Here is a 12,893-nt window from a genome sequence, read left to right as displayed (position 1 = left end):
TTCAAAAAGGTCGGCGGTCGCTGACGTTGATTTAGGTCAACGGTTGGTGACGGCGTTCGCGTCAATCGGGATCGACCAACCGCCCCGCGGGGGCACGCCGCAATCGGGCCGCGGGAGAGCTTAAGTGCCGGATGCAGCAAATTACAGCCGCCAGGAGAGACTACGCGACGGACGATTGGTCGATATCCGGGCGCTTCGTCCCGAGGATGAGCCCGACATGCTTGCCGCGCTCGAGGAGACCAGCGCTCAATCGCTCCAACGCCGCTTCTTTGTGACGAAGCGTCATTTTTCCGAACGGGAACGCGCTTTCTTCATGGAACCCGATTTCAGAAACCACGTGGCGCTGGTTGCGTGCACGGAAGAGGCGAGCCGCAGCATGATCATCGGCGGTGGTCGCTATGTCATATTCGAGCCTGGACGGGCCGAAGCAGCTTTCGTCGTGATCGATGCCTGGCAGGGACGCGGCGTTGGCGGGCTGCTGACGCACCATCTGATCGCTATCGCCCGCGAGGCCGGTTTGACGGAGTTGACCGCGGAAGTGCTACCGGAGAACGCAGCGATGCTCCGCGTCTTCGACAAGTTTGGCTTCAAGCCCGCAACGATCCGCGAACCCGGTGTAATTCACATGGCATTGAAGCTGTCCTAATACGCGGCCGGCACGGGAGCTCCAGCATCGAGAGAAATGGCGGCGGCGCGTCGCGCCACCGTCCGTTGGTACCGGCACCTCCAAACGCGCGCCCTCACCCCAAGCCTGAATTTTCCGCCGCACGTGATCTGTCAGGCGAGCGTCAGCCTGTTCGTCTAGCTTCGCAACATGTCGGCCGCCGACACACGCCGCCCCTCAGCAATCCCGGACACTGGCGACACCGCCCAGGGCGTCGCCGGTTGCGAGGCCCGGTTGGATTCGCGTCCATTTCCGGGCCTCGTTTGCTGCCTCAAAAGAAAACGGCGCCCCCAAAGGAGCGCCGCCCGAAACTCTTCGTCGCTGCGTTGGCTCAGTAGCCGCAGGACGCGCAGCCCATCTGCACCGGCGCGTAATAGGAATAGCCGGGCGAAACCATCTCGACGCGCTGGCGCGTGGCGTATTGCGGCGGGATGCGTTCATACTGGACGCTCGGCGGTGCCACCATCACGGTCTGCGGCACCATCACGGTGCGGTACTGCGCCGGCGCGCGGTGCGCGACGGTCGCGCCGGGCGACACCATCACGGTCTCGTCGACGGTGCGGTATTGCGGCTGCACGTATTGCTGCTGGTAGCAGGTCTGGCACGGCGGTGGCGCGTAGCAATTGTAGCAGCCGGCGGAGGCCGCGCTCGTCATGGAAATCGCGGCGACGACTGTTGAGAAAGCGATAGCGAGAGTACGAGACATTGTGGTGGTGCCCCAGTTGCCCAAAATGGATTTGCGAAGGTCGCGAGCAGTATACGCTGCAACATCCCGAGTTGCCGAACTTCGTCGAGGCATCCTTAATGCGAACGGCCGGCTTTCGCCGGCCGTTCAGAACTTGTTGACTATGCGCGCGAGGCGCGGACGGTGCAGCGCTTACTTCGTGCGCCGCTTCACCTCGCGCACGGCACCGCGCGCAGCGCTGGTGGTGAGCGCAGCGTAAGCCTGCAGCGCGGTCGAGACGTTGCGCTTGCGGCCCACAGCCTGCCAGGCGGCATCGCCCTTGGCCTCTTCCGCCGCGCGGCGCTTGGCGAGCTCCTCGTCGGAGACTTCCAGCGTGATACTGCGCTTCGGGATGTCGATGGCGATGCGGTCGCCGGTGCGCACCAGACCGATGTTGCCGCCTTCCGCCGCTTCCGGCGACAGATGGCCGATCGACAGGCCGGACGAGCCGCCGGAGAAGCGTCCGTCGGTGACGAGCGCGCAGGCTTTGCCGAGGCCCATCGATTTCAGGTAGCTGGTCGGATACAGCATCTCCTGCATGCCGGGGCCGCCGCGCGGACCTTCGTAAATGATGACCACGACCTCGCCGGCGACGACCTTGCCGCCCAAAATGCCTTCCACAGCGGCGTCCTGGCTTTCGAACACGCGCGCGGGGCCGGAGAATTTCAGGATCGAGGCGTCCACGCCCGCGGTCTTCACGATGCAGCCGTCCTGCGCGAGGTTGCCGTAGAGCACGGCGAGGCCGCCATCCTTGCTGAAGGCATGCTCGAGGTTGCGGACCACACCCTTCTCGCGATCGCTATCGAGCTCGTCGTAACGGCGCTCCTGGCTGAAGGCGACCTGCGTCGGGATGCCGCCGGGAGAAGCGCGGAAGAACGTGCGGACAGACTCGCTCTTGGAGCGCTTGATGTCCCAGCGCTCCAGCGCGTCGTTCATGGTCGGCGCGTGCACGGTCGAGACCGAGGTGTCGATCAGGCCGGCGCGGTCGAGCTCGCCCAGAATGCCCATGATGCCGCCGGCGCGATGCACGTCCTCGACATGGACGTCGGCGACCGATGGCGCGACCTTGCACAGCACGGGTACGCGGCGCGACAGCCGGTCGATGTCCTGCATGGTAAACTCCACCTGCCCTTCATGGGCCGCCGCCAGCAGATGCAGCACGGTGTTGGTCGAGCCGCCCATGGCGATATCCAGCGTCATCGCGTTCTCGAACGCCTTGAAGTTGGCGACGTTGCGCGGCAGCACGGAGGCATCGTCCTGCTCGTAATAGCGGCGCACGATATCGACGATGGTGTGGCCGGCCTCGACGAACAGGCGCTTGCGGTCGGCATGGGTGGCGACCACGGTGCCGTTGCCGGGCAGCGCGAGGCCAAGCGCTTCGGTCAGGCAATTCATCGAATTGGCCGTGAACATGCCCGAGCAGGAGCCGCAGGTCGGACACGCCGAGCGCTCGATCACCTTGACGTCCTCGTCGCTGACCTTGGAGTCGGCGGCCGCCACCATGGCGTCGATGAGGTCGACGGCCTTGGTCTTGCCCTGCAGCGTGACCTTGCCGGCCTCCATCGGGCCGCCCGAGACGAACACGGCGGGGATGTTGAGCCGCAGCGCGGCCATCAGCATGCCGGGCGTGATCTTGTCGCAGTTGGAGATGCAGACGAGGCCGTCGGCGCAGTGCGCGTTGGCCATGTATTCGACGCTGTCGGCGATCAATTCGCGCGACGGCAGGCTGTAGAGCATGCCGTCATGGCCCATGGCGATGCCGTCATCGACCGCGATGGTGTTGAATTCCTTGGCGACACCGCCGGCCTGCTCGATCTCGCGGGCGACGAGCTGGCCGAGGTCCTTGAGGTGGACGTGGCCGGGGACGAACTGGGTGAACGAGTTGACGACCGCGATGATCGGCTTGCCGAAATCGGCATCCTTCATGCCCGTCGCGCGCCAGAGGCCGCGGGCGCCCGCCATGTTGCGGCCGTGGGTGGTGGTGCGGGAGCGATAGGCTGGCATGGCGGTTTCCGTCCTCGGTTGGGTCAGCCGGGCGGAAAAATGGAAGCCGCCTCAGGCCTTTCCGGCCGGATAGCGCACGGGCTGGGCGCGCGCAACGGGAACTTGCCCCGAAACGGCCCGGATCGGCCCAGCGCAGGCCTCCCCTGCTCCCGGCGCGGGTTATTGCAGGGTCGCGCCAGCGCCGGACGGACGCTGCAGCAGCTAGCGCTTCGGCTTGGGCAGCACAATTCTCCCCTGGGAGGCAATGCCGCCCCACTTGGCGGACCACCCGACTTCCGAGGCCGAGAATGGCTCGATGCCTGCATGCCCCCCGGCACCCTGCAGTGCAAACAGGGCGCCTTGGGGATCCACACATCGTGCGATCCAGCAGCCATCAGGCAATTCGATCGGACCCTGGAGGATCCGGCCTCCACCAGCATTCACATGCTTCGTCGCCGCGCCGATGTCGTCGACATTGAAGTAATGCAGCCAACATGGCTGCGCTACGCTCGAAAGTTTCGTCAGCATGCCGCCGACCGTTTGCCCCCCCGCCGAAAACAATTGATACCAGTCCGCTGGATCGGTTTGAGCGTCAGCCTTCTGCCAACCAAATAGTTTGCTGTAGAAATCGAAGATCACGGTCCGGTCGGCGGCCAATAGCTCATGCCAGCCTACGCGCCCCGGCTCGTCCAGCCGGCCCGGTTTCCATCGGCCATATGTCGGTTTCTCGATCAGCCCGAACGTCGCTTTCTGCGGATCGGCAGCGACTGCTATTCGGCCAATATTGGTGTCGGTCGGCGGCACAAAGATCGCGCCTTCGAGACGCCTGATCTGCGCGGCAGCCCCGTCCAGGTCGTCGACAGCGACGTAACCCATCCATCTCGGCGTTGCCCCCGATCTCCGCCCCTCTTCCGGGATATCCATAAGGCCGCCCAGCGGGATGCCGCCGCTACGAAGCACCGTGTAAGGCAGTTCCGGAGTCGATTCATCCTTCACGCCCCAGCCGACGACCTTGCGATAGAATGCGCCCGCCGCCGCGACGTCCGTGGTCAGCAGTTCGTACCAAGCGAAACGTCCGAGTTGATCCGCCACGCCGATCTCTCCGTTCAAACCTGGAAGCGATTGCGGCACTGCACCAAGTTGCACGCGCACCGAGAGCGTGGATCGTTGACGCGTTGTGTCAACCGGCCGTGCTGATTGCCGTTCATGAAGATGAATACATCCCGAACGTGCAGCGCCGCGCTTTTGTGCGCGTAATTGTTGCCCGCGTTATTTCCTGGGCGTAGACTTACCGCGGCTGGGATACTTCTTGCAATGCTCGGAGGTTCGACCATGCGGCAGGCGAAGAAGACTTCTAAAGGGAAGAAGCGAGTAAGCAAAGTCGCCGTGCCGGCGTTCGGAGCCGCAGGGTTGACGTTCTCGCTGGCGGGAGGCGCATCGGCGTCCGCCGTGCCGACACCCGACGTACAACAATTGCCGCACCTTGGAACGGGCCAGGCAATCACGCTCGATGAAGAGGAAATGGCTGACGTCAGCCTGGCCACCTTCCATCTCTTCGACAAGGAAAACGCCGGTAGCCGCGTGCAGCTGGCATGGCGCGGATGCGGCGGTTGCCGCGGCTGCGGAGGCTGTCGGGCTTGCCGTGGTTGTCGATGTGGCGTCGGTTGCCGATGTGCGGGTTGTGCAGTTGGCTGTGCTGTCGGCTGTGGCGTTGGTGTGGTGGGATGCGCCGTATCATGCGCGGGTTGCTGCGCATCGTGGGGCCGCTGCCGCGTGTGCTAGACCCCGGCGCATTCCGAATGTCAAATTCACGGGTTGATAGGTCATTGGCCGGCCTCAAGAAAGGGTCCGGCCAATTGCTTGAATTCGCTACGACGCTTGCATCGGCGGCTTGCGGGTGACGGCTGAATTCGTTTCAATTCTCTGGGAAAATGCCGGCGCGCGGTCGCGACGATCCATCTTGCGCCGGGGATCTAGCGTGACGGCAACAGGATCAGCGTGCTGACTCAATGACTGCAACTCGCAAGACCCGCGTTGCGCGGCAGACCCGCAAAGACATTCTCCGATTTGCACCGAATTTCACCGCTTACTTGCTGCCTCCCGATGCGGTTTGTCTCTATTCCGAGAACCGCAAATTCTTCCTGCACGGCGAGCTCTACTGCGCCCTCGCCAGTGCGATCGGGCAACACGGCAAGGCCAGGTCGGAGATCATTCGCCAGCTTTCGAAGCGCTTCCCGGCCGACAAGATCGAGGAAGCAATCAAGCGGCTGCTCGATCGCCGATATGTCGTTGCGCGGACCCCGAAAGCGTTCGACGACGCCGTCGGCGGTTTCCTGGCAAGCCTCGGCATGCCCTTGGAGATCGCCGAACAAAATCTTCGCAATTGCCCCGTTCAGGTCGAGTCGATTGACGTCAAAGGCGCCAAGGAGCTGACCGCGGCCTTGGGTAAGCTCGGCGTTCAAATCGCCAAGCGCTCGCCGAGGCTCACGATCACGCTGGTGAACGATTATCTTGACGGGCGACTTGCCGAACTGAACCAGGAACGCGTGGCCGGCAAGACGTCCTGGTTGCTGGTACAGCCGTCCGGCGCGTTTCCGCTGGTCGGGCCCATGTTCAAACCGGGCGAGAGCGCCTGCTGGACCTGCCTGTTCGATCGCATGATCCGCAACCGGGAGATCAAGGGGTTTCTTGACCGGGGACCGGCGCGTGCGGTTGCCATGTCGCCTCTCGTCAGAGAAAGCGTCGGCAAGACTGGAATCCATTTTGCGGCAGTCGAGATCGCCAAGGCAATTGCCTCGGATTTTCGCACCGATTTGTGCGATCACATCGCAAGCTTAGACCTGACCGGCGCCGCCATCGCCAAGCACTACGTGACGCGACGTCCGCAATGTCCGACCTGCGGCAGCAGGAAGCTGAACAACCCGCGCCGATCTCCGGCCCTGGTCGAGATTGCCGAGGGCAAGAGACTCGTCATGACCAGCGGTGGATATCGCACCGTGACGTCGCGGTCGACGGTGTCGCGCTTCCGCAAGCATGTGAGCCCGCTGACCGGCGTGGTCACCCGGCTCGAGCGGATCGACGTCGACCTGCCGATGAACACCAATTACTTCGCCCAGCACAATTTCTCCGCGCCGGCCCACAGCATCGACCAGCTCAGGTCCGGATTGAGCGGCGGCAGTTTTGGCAAGGGCTCGACCGCCGAGCAGGGTGAAGCCAGCGCGCTGATGGAATCGATCGAACGCTATTCGGGCATTTTCCAGGGCGATGAGATCAGGACGACGCGCCGCTTCATCGATTTCGCGCCTGGCGACGCGCTTCTTCCCAACGACGTCCAGCTCTTCAGCGAAACGCAGTTCAAGACCAGGTTTCTGCAGCAGCCGGACGATCCCCATCCGGTGCCCGAGCCGTTCGATCCCTCGACGAGGACCGAGTGGTCGCCGGTCTCGTCGTTGCGCGACAAACGCTTCAAATATCTGCCGACCGGCCTCCTGTACTTCTTCTATGGCGGCTTTCATACGGATTCCAACGGCTGCGCGGCCGGCAACACCCGCGACGAAGCCATCGTTCAGGGCTTCCTCGAACTGATCGAGCGCGATGCCTACGCGATCTGGTGGTACAACCGGGTGCAACGCGCCGAGGTCGATCTCGGGCAATTCGACGATTTCTATGTTCGGGATCTCCAGGCTCAATTTGCGGAAGCCGGGCGCAAGCTCTGGGTGCTCGACATCACCACGGACCTCGGCATTCCGACTTACGTGGCGATCATGCACTGGATGCAGAATGGACACGAGAATATCGAGTTCGGTTCCGGCGCGCATTTCGACCGCCATATAGCGCTGCTGCGATCCCTCACCGAACTGACCCAATTTATGTCCGTCGGCATGATGGGCGGCGCAAGCGGCGAGAAGCCGACCCTCGACGGTGTCACGCCGCTGCGCCTGGAAGACTACCCGTTCCTGACACCGAGCGACCACCCGATCGTCCCCCCAGCGCCGAGCCTCAAGCTTCACGACAATACGCGTGACCAGGTCATTGCCTGCGTCGAGATCGCCGCCCGTGCAGGCTACGATTTCCTCGTCCTCGACCAGACACGTCCCGACGTCGAGGTTCCGGTCGTCAGAGTCCTCGTTCCCGGCCTGCGTCATTTCTATCGCCGTTTCGCACCGGGTCGCCTTTACGATGTGCCGGTGAAGCTCGGATTGTTGGACCGGCCGCGACCGGAAAGCGATCTGACTTCATTCCTTCCACACACCTGAAGGGTTGCTCTTTCGTGCGCGCTCCCCGGAAAAAGCCGACCAGGAAGATCGCGCCAGACATTGCCGCCCGGTTGAGCCATCATTTCTCCCTCCAGATGCAGCCGGACGGAAACATCACCGCCATTCTGGGCGACTATTCCGTCAACCTCGGACAATTCAGCGCGGCCGCGATGGACTGCGCGCGACATCTGAGCACCGGCCTTCCGCTCGCGTCCTTTGCGGGCAAGAGCGCCCTCGCGAGAGACGTCGACGCCCTGGTACGTCGCCTGGCCCGGCAGGGGCTTCTGGAATACCGCCTCTCCTCGTCGCGTAACACGCAGGACTTCGTGGTCATCGAGCCCCAAGTCCCCGAATACTGGCCGCGGCGCGCGAAGCTGGGCAGTCGTGACACCATTGTGCTATCGCGCTTTGCCTTTCTCCGTCGGCGCGGCAACGAGCTGGTGCTGGAATCGCCATGCGCCGGCGCGTTGTTCCGGATTGGCGATCCCGCCATCGCCGCCACCCTTGCGGCGCTGTCGCAGCCCCGGAAGATCGGCAAGCTCAACCAGAAGGTGGCTTCCTCCACCCTCCATCTGCTCGAACTGTTGCTGGACAGCCAGATCCTGCTCAAGCTCGATGCGAAAGACGGACAAGGCCTGCGGGTGAACGAAGGCGACGGCAACCTCGTACTCTGGGATTTCCACGATCTGGTGTTTCACACGCGGAGCACGGAGGGTCGGCAAGCCAATCCGGTCGGCGCCGCCTTCACCTATGCCGGCATCGTTCCGCCGTCGCCAGCGGTGCGTCCGCCCTGGGCCGGCAGCAAGATTGACCTGCGCAAATTCTCCTCCCCGGAGCCGAACTCCCGCTTCCCGAAGCTGTTGCGCGAACGCCATTCAACGCGGGATTTCGACGACAAGAATCCGGTCACGCTCGGCGAACTCGCGCAGTTTCTCGACACCAGCGCGCGCGTCTTGTCCGAGTGGAAGAGCGAGCCGTATTTCGAAGGCGGTTCCGACGTCACCTACAGCACAAGGCCTTATCCGTCGGCGGGCAGCGCGTACGAGCTGGAATTGTACCTTACCGTCGCGAACTGCGACGGGCTTGCGCGCGGGCTCTACCACTACGATGCAGGGAGCCACGCGCTAGTCGCGATCAGCGCCTCCCCCCAACAACTCCAGGCGCATTTGGCGGCTGCCCAGTTCGCCATGGACGCGCCGGGTCAGCCACAAATCCTCATCACGATCGCGGCGCGTTTTGGGCGGATCTCCTGGAAATACAGCTCAATCGCATATTCGCTGATCCTGAAGGATGTCGGCAGCCTGATTCAGACGCTCTACCTGACGGCAACCGATATGGGCCTCGGCGGCTGCGCCATTGGCAGCACCAACATCGATCTGTTCGCGAAAATGACGGAGTTGGAATTCCATATCGAGGGCCCGGTCGGTCAATTCGCGCTCGGGCGCGGCAGGACGCCGGAGGTCCAAGGCTAGAAGCGGGTGTCCGACGGCGTCAGGCCAGTCGCCCTATTGCAAGGTCGGATCGAGCCGGTCGCGCAGCCAGTCGCCGATCACGGAGACGGCCAGCGTGGTGATCACGATGGTGGTCGCCGGCGCCAGCATGATCCAGGGCGCCCGGGTCAGGTACTCCCGGCCATAGCCGACCATGTTGCCGAGGCTGGTCATCGGCGGCTGCACGCCGAGGCCGAGGAAGGACAGGCCGGATTCCATCAGGATCACCTCGGGGAAAACCAGCGTGGTCGAAACGATCAGGGTCGAGGCGATGTTGGGCAGGATGTGGCGCAAGTAAATCCGCGACGGCGTCGCACCGAGCTGGCGGACGGCCGCGGCATAGCCTTGCGCATTGGCGGAGATGGCGAGGCCGCGGGCGATGCGGGCATAGCGCTCCCAGCCGAACAGCCCCATCAGGCCGATCAGCAGCGGCAGCGAATTGCCGAAGAAGGCGAGCACCGCGAGCGCCATGATCAGGAACGGCATGCTGGCCTGGAAGTCGGTCAGCATCAGCACGAACTGCTCGACGGCCCCGCGGAAATGCGCGGCAAGGAAGCCGAGCGTGGTGCCGACGATCGCCGAGATCGCGGTCGCGCCGAAGGCGATCAACAGCGAGATGCGGATCGAGACGAGGAGCCGCGACAGCACGTCGCGGCCAAGCTCGTCGGTGCCGAGCCAGTGCGCGACATTGCCGGGAGCAGCCAGCCGGTTGCGCAGGTCGAGCTGGGTGAAGCTGTAAGGCGCGATTTTCTCGGCGAACGCCGCGATCACTAGCATCGCCACGATCCAGGAGATCGCTAGCCCGACCGAGACTGGAATGGCCGGCAGGCTGATGCGGCGGCGGACAGCCGTATCCTTCAGCGTCGCATCGGTCATGCGTGCGCTCCCTTGGCGCGGAGGCGCGGATCGAGGAAGCCGTAGAGGAAATCGACGATCAGATTGGACGTGACCATGGTCATCGCGACCAGCAACAGGATGCACTGCACGACGGCGAGGTCGCGGTTGGCGACGGCGACGACCAGCAGGCGCCCTACTCCCGGCCAGGCAAACACGCTCTCGACCACGACCGCACCGGCGATCAGCGTGCCCACCATGAAACCGAGAATGGTGACGGTCGGGATCGCCGCGTTCGGCAGCGCATGCGACGTCACCACCTTGCGCCACGGCACGCCCTTGGCCGAGGCGGTGCGGATATAGGGCTGGCCCAGCACCTCCAGCATGGCGCTGCGGGTGAAGCGCGCCAGCACCGCGGCGCCGCCGAGGCTGAGTGTCACGATTGGCAGGATGGCGTGACGCCAGCTGTCCTGCCCGCCCGACGGCAACCAGCCGAGCTGAACGGCGAAGACGAGCACGAGCAGCAGCGCAAGGACGAAACTCGGCACGGTGAAGCCGGCGACCGCCGTCATCATCACGGCGCGATCGATTCCCGAGCCGCGGTGCAGCGCCGCGTAGATGCCGGCGGGAATGCCGAGGGCGACCTTGAAGAAGAAGGCCGGCAGCGTCAGCGCCAGCGTTGCCGGAATCCGCTCCAGCACGAGCTCGATCGCCGGTCGCCCGTCGCGCATGGAGCGGCCGAGCTCGCCCTTGGCGATGGCGCCGAAGTAGTCGAGGTACTGGAACCAGATGGGATCATCGAGCCCCCAGGCCTTACGGAAAGCAGCGAGCACTTCCGGCGGCGCCTCAGGTCCCAGGATCATCAGCGCGGGATCGCCGGAGAGGCGCAGCACAACGAAGGCGAAGGTGACGACGAGCACGATCGTCAGCGCCGCGCGTCCAATCCGAATGGCAAGGTAGCGTCCCATCAGGCCGCGTCCCGCGTCTCGGCCTGCGGCCCCGTCACGAGATGGCAGGCGACTTGCCTGTCACCGCTGACGGCCGACAGCGCCGGGACCTCGCTCGCGCAGCGCGCGATAGCGCGCGGGCAGCGCGGATGGAAGGCACAGCCTTGGGGCCGCGCCGCCGGGTTCGGCGGATCGCCTGCCAGCACGATGCGGCCCGCGCTGCGGCGGCCGGGCGCGGGTGACGCCGAGACCAGCGCCTGCGTATAGGGGTGTTCGGGACGCGCGAAGAGATCATCGGCGCTGCCGATCTCGACGATGCGGCCGAGATACATCACGGCGACGACATTGCTGATCTGCCTGACAACGCGTAGATCGTGGCTGATGAACAGCAACGTCAACCCGAGCTGCGCCTGGAGATCGCAAAGCAGGTTCACCACCTGCGCCTGGATCGAGACGTCGAGCGCACTGACCGGCTCGTCGCAGACGAGGAAATCGGGCTTTGTCGCCAGTGCCCGCGCCAGCACAATACGCTGACGCTGGCCGCCGGAGAGCGCGCCCGGATAGCGCGCGCCATGCGCCGGCGTCAGCTCGACGGCGCGCAGCAATTCGCGGACACGCTCCTCGCGTTCGGCCGGCGTGCCGAGACCGTGAATGTCCAGGGGTTCGCGGATCTGGGCTGCGACCGGCAACCGCCGGTCCAGCGCCCCCAGCGGATCCTGGAAGATCATTTGCATGCGCGCCCGCTGCGCGCGCCACGCCTTCGTGCCTGGCGCGGCCATCATCTTGCCGTCGAACCGCACCTCGCCGCGATCGGGCGGCTCGAGGCCAAGCACGATACGACCCGTGGTCGATTTGCCCGAGCCGGACTCGCCGACGAGGCCCAGTGTTTCGCCCTTGCGGATCGCAAGTGACAAGCCGTCGACCGCGTGAACCGCTGTGCTGCGGCCGAACATCCCGGAGCGCATCGCGTAGCTGCGCGAGATCGAGGACATCTCGACGAGCGGCCCGCTCATTCGGCGGCGATCCCGAGCAGCGCACGGCGCGAAGCTTCAGCCCGGATGCAGGCGACCACGCGATCATTCGCGATCGGCGCCAGGCTCGGCACGGCAAGTCCGCACGGCTCGGCCGCCAGCGCGCAGCGCGGCGCGAAGGCGCAGCCGCTTGGCATGTGCGCGGGATCGGGAACGGTCCCCGGAATGGCCGTGAGACGTCGACGCGGTCCGTCGAGCGGCGGCAGTGCGCCGATCAGGCCCTGCGCGTAGGGATGCACCGGATCGGCAAAGAGCTGATTGGCGGGCGCCTGCTCGACGATGCGGCCGGCATACATCACGGCGACGCGGTCGCAGTTTTCCGCGACGACGCCGAGATCATGGCTGATCAGCACCATCGCCATGCTCATCTCGCGGCGGATGGTCGAGAGCAGCTCCAAAATCTGCGCCTGGATGGTGGCGTCGAGCGCCGTGGTCGGCTCGTCCGCGACGAGGAGATCGGGATTTCCGGCCAGCGCCATCGCGATCATGATGCGCTGGACCTGGCCGCCCGAGAATTCGTGCGGATAGGCTTCGAGCCGCCGCGCCGCATCGGGAATGCCGACGAGATCGAGCAGCCGCCGCGCTTCGGCTCTCACCGCCTCGCCCGAGAGAGCGCGATGCAGCGCCAAAGCCTCGCAGAGCTGCTTGCGAATGGTGAGCACCGGATTGAGTGCGCTTGCGGGGTCCTGAAAAATCATGGCGACCCGCCCGCCCCGCACCCGGTCAAGCTCACCCGTGGGTGCGCCGAGGATTTCGCGTCCGTCGAGCCGCACGGAGCCCGAGACTTTTGCATGCCGCGGCAAGAGGCCGAGCGCAGCAAGCCACGTCACTGACTTGCCGGAGCCGGACTCGCCGACGAGGCCGAGAGCCTCGCCCTTCTGCAAGGTGAGATCGACGCCGCGCAGGACCGGGACGCCGTTGAAGGCGACGCTGAGGCCCTGGATGCTGACCAGCGGCGTCACCA

General features: G+C 64.9%; 10 protein-coding genes. 3 read left to right on the top strand and 7 right to left on the bottom strand.

Going from position 1 to position 12,893, the window contains the following annotated elements:
- Window positions 1–124 precede the first annotated feature (124 nt).
- Entirely contained in the window at window positions 125–646 is a 522-nt protein-coding gene (locus AB7G19_RS21535; protein ID WP_283016507.1) for a GNAT family N-acetyltransferase, read from the top strand.
- Between the two features lie 349 nt (window positions 647–995).
- Here the strand turns inward: AB7G19_RS21535 and AB7G19_RS21530 are convergent, their stop codons facing one another.
- The 3 genes from AB7G19_RS21530 to AB7G19_RS21520 form a co-directional block, all read right to left on the bottom strand.
- Entirely contained in the window at window positions 996–1,319 is a 324-nt protein-coding gene (locus AB7G19_RS21530; RefSeq protein WP_283016508.1) for a hypothetical protein, read from the bottom strand.
- A gap of 222 nt (window positions 1,320–1,541) precedes the next feature.
- Window positions 1,542–3,392 (bottom strand): dihydroxy-acid dehydratase, encoded by a 1,851-nt coding sequence (gene ilvD, locus AB7G19_RS21525; protein WP_283016509.1) that lies wholly within the window; start codon window positions 3,390–3,392, stop codon window positions 1,542–1,544.
- A 201-nt stretch (window positions 3,393–3,593) separates the two neighbouring features.
- Window positions 3,594–4,463, bottom strand: coding sequence for a VOC family protein (locus AB7G19_RS21520; protein ID WP_283016510.1), 870 nt, complete (start codon window positions 4,461–4,463; stop codon window positions 3,594–3,596).
- Window positions 4,464–5,380: 917 nt separating this feature from the next.
- Here AB7G19_RS21520 and AB7G19_RS21515 point away from each other — a divergent pair.
- Together AB7G19_RS21515 and AB7G19_RS21510 are read left to right on the top strand one after the other, a co-directional pair.
- Window positions 5,381–7,627 carry a TOMM precursor leader peptide-binding protein gene (locus AB7G19_RS21515; RefSeq protein WP_441268060.1) on the top strand — a complete coding sequence of 749 codons (2,247 nt, stop codon included), beginning with the start codon at window positions 5,381–5,383 and terminating at the stop codon, window positions 7,625–7,627.
- A gap of 95 nt (window positions 7,628–7,722) precedes the next feature.
- Window positions 7,723–9,099 (top strand): SagB/ThcOx family dehydrogenase, encoded by a 1,377-nt coding sequence (locus tag AB7G19_RS21510; protein WP_283018873.1) that lies wholly within the window; start codon window positions 7,723–7,725, stop codon window positions 9,097–9,099.
- 33 nt (window positions 9,100–9,132) lie between these two features.
- On the opposite strand, the gene AB7G19_RS21505 is transcribed toward AB7G19_RS21510, so the two are convergent.
- From AB7G19_RS21505 to AB7G19_RS21490, 4 genes are read right to left on the bottom strand one after another with little or no spacing between them, the layout of a single operon-like run.
- On the bottom strand, window positions 9,133–9,993 hold the full coding sequence (locus AB7G19_RS21505) for an ABC transporter permease (protein ID WP_283016512.1): 861 nt from the start codon (window positions 9,991–9,993) through the stop codon (window positions 9,133–9,135).
- Window positions 9,990–10,919 carry an ABC transporter permease gene (locus AB7G19_RS21500; protein WP_014495224.1) on the bottom strand — a complete coding sequence of 310 codons (930 nt, stop codon included), beginning with the start codon at window positions 10,917–10,919 and terminating at the stop codon, window positions 9,990–9,992. Before AB7G19_RS21500 ends, AB7G19_RS21505 begins: the two co-directional genes overlap by 4 nt.
- Window positions 10,919–11,911, bottom strand: coding sequence for an ABC transporter ATP-binding protein (locus tag AB7G19_RS21495; RefSeq protein ID WP_208071328.1), 993 nt, complete (start codon window positions 11,909–11,911; stop codon window positions 10,919–10,921). The genes AB7G19_RS21500 and AB7G19_RS21495 overlap by 1 nt, the downstream gene beginning before the upstream one ends.
- Window positions 11,908–12,891 carry an ABC transporter ATP-binding protein gene (locus AB7G19_RS21490; protein WP_166105807.1) on the bottom strand — a complete coding sequence of 328 codons (984 nt, stop codon included), beginning with the start codon at window positions 12,889–12,891 and terminating at the stop codon, window positions 11,908–11,910. The genes AB7G19_RS21495 and AB7G19_RS21490 overlap by 4 nt, the downstream gene beginning before the upstream one ends.
- Between the last annotated feature and the right edge of the window lie 2 nt (window positions 12,892–12,893).

The organism is Bradyrhizobium sp. 215_C5_N1_1 (assembly GCF_052075935.1).
GTDB lineage: Bacteria > Pseudomonadota > Alphaproteobacteria > Rhizobiales > Xanthobacteraceae > Bradyrhizobium > Bradyrhizobium barranii.
The sequence above is the reverse complement of the archived record's forward strand: the minus strand, read 5'-3'. Positions and strand labels throughout refer to the sequence as shown.

What these genes read in the sequence shown, in the direction of transcription:
- AB7G19_RS21530 (WP_283016508.1), bottom strand. Translation starts at nt 1,319, where the DNA reads ATGACGAGCGCGGCCTCCGCCGGCTGCTACAATTGCTACGCGCCACCG.
- ilvD (WP_283016509.1), bottom strand. Translation starts at nt 3,392, where the DNA reads ATGCCAGCCTATCGCTCCCGCACCACCACCCACGGCCGCAACATGGCG.
- AB7G19_RS21515 (WP_441268060.1), top strand. Translation starts at nt 5,381, where the DNA reads ATGACTGCAACTCGCAAGACCCGCGTTGCGCGGCAGACCCGCAAAGAC.
- AB7G19_RS21510 (WP_283018873.1), top strand. Translation starts at nt 7,723, where the DNA reads ATGCAGCCGGACGGAAACATCACCGCCATTCTGGGCGACTATTCCGTC.
- AB7G19_RS21505 (WP_283016512.1), bottom strand. Translation starts at nt 9,993, where the DNA reads ATGACCGATGCGACGCTGAAGGATACGGCTGTCCGCCGCCGCATCAGC.
- AB7G19_RS21500 (WP_014495224.1), bottom strand. Translation starts at nt 10,919, where the DNA reads ATGGGACGCTACCTTGCCATTCGGATTGGACGCGCGGCGCTGACGATC.
- AB7G19_RS21495 (WP_208071328.1), bottom strand. Translation starts at nt 11,911, where the DNA reads ATGAGCGGGCCGCTCGTCGAGATGTCCTCGATCTCGCGCAGCTACGCG.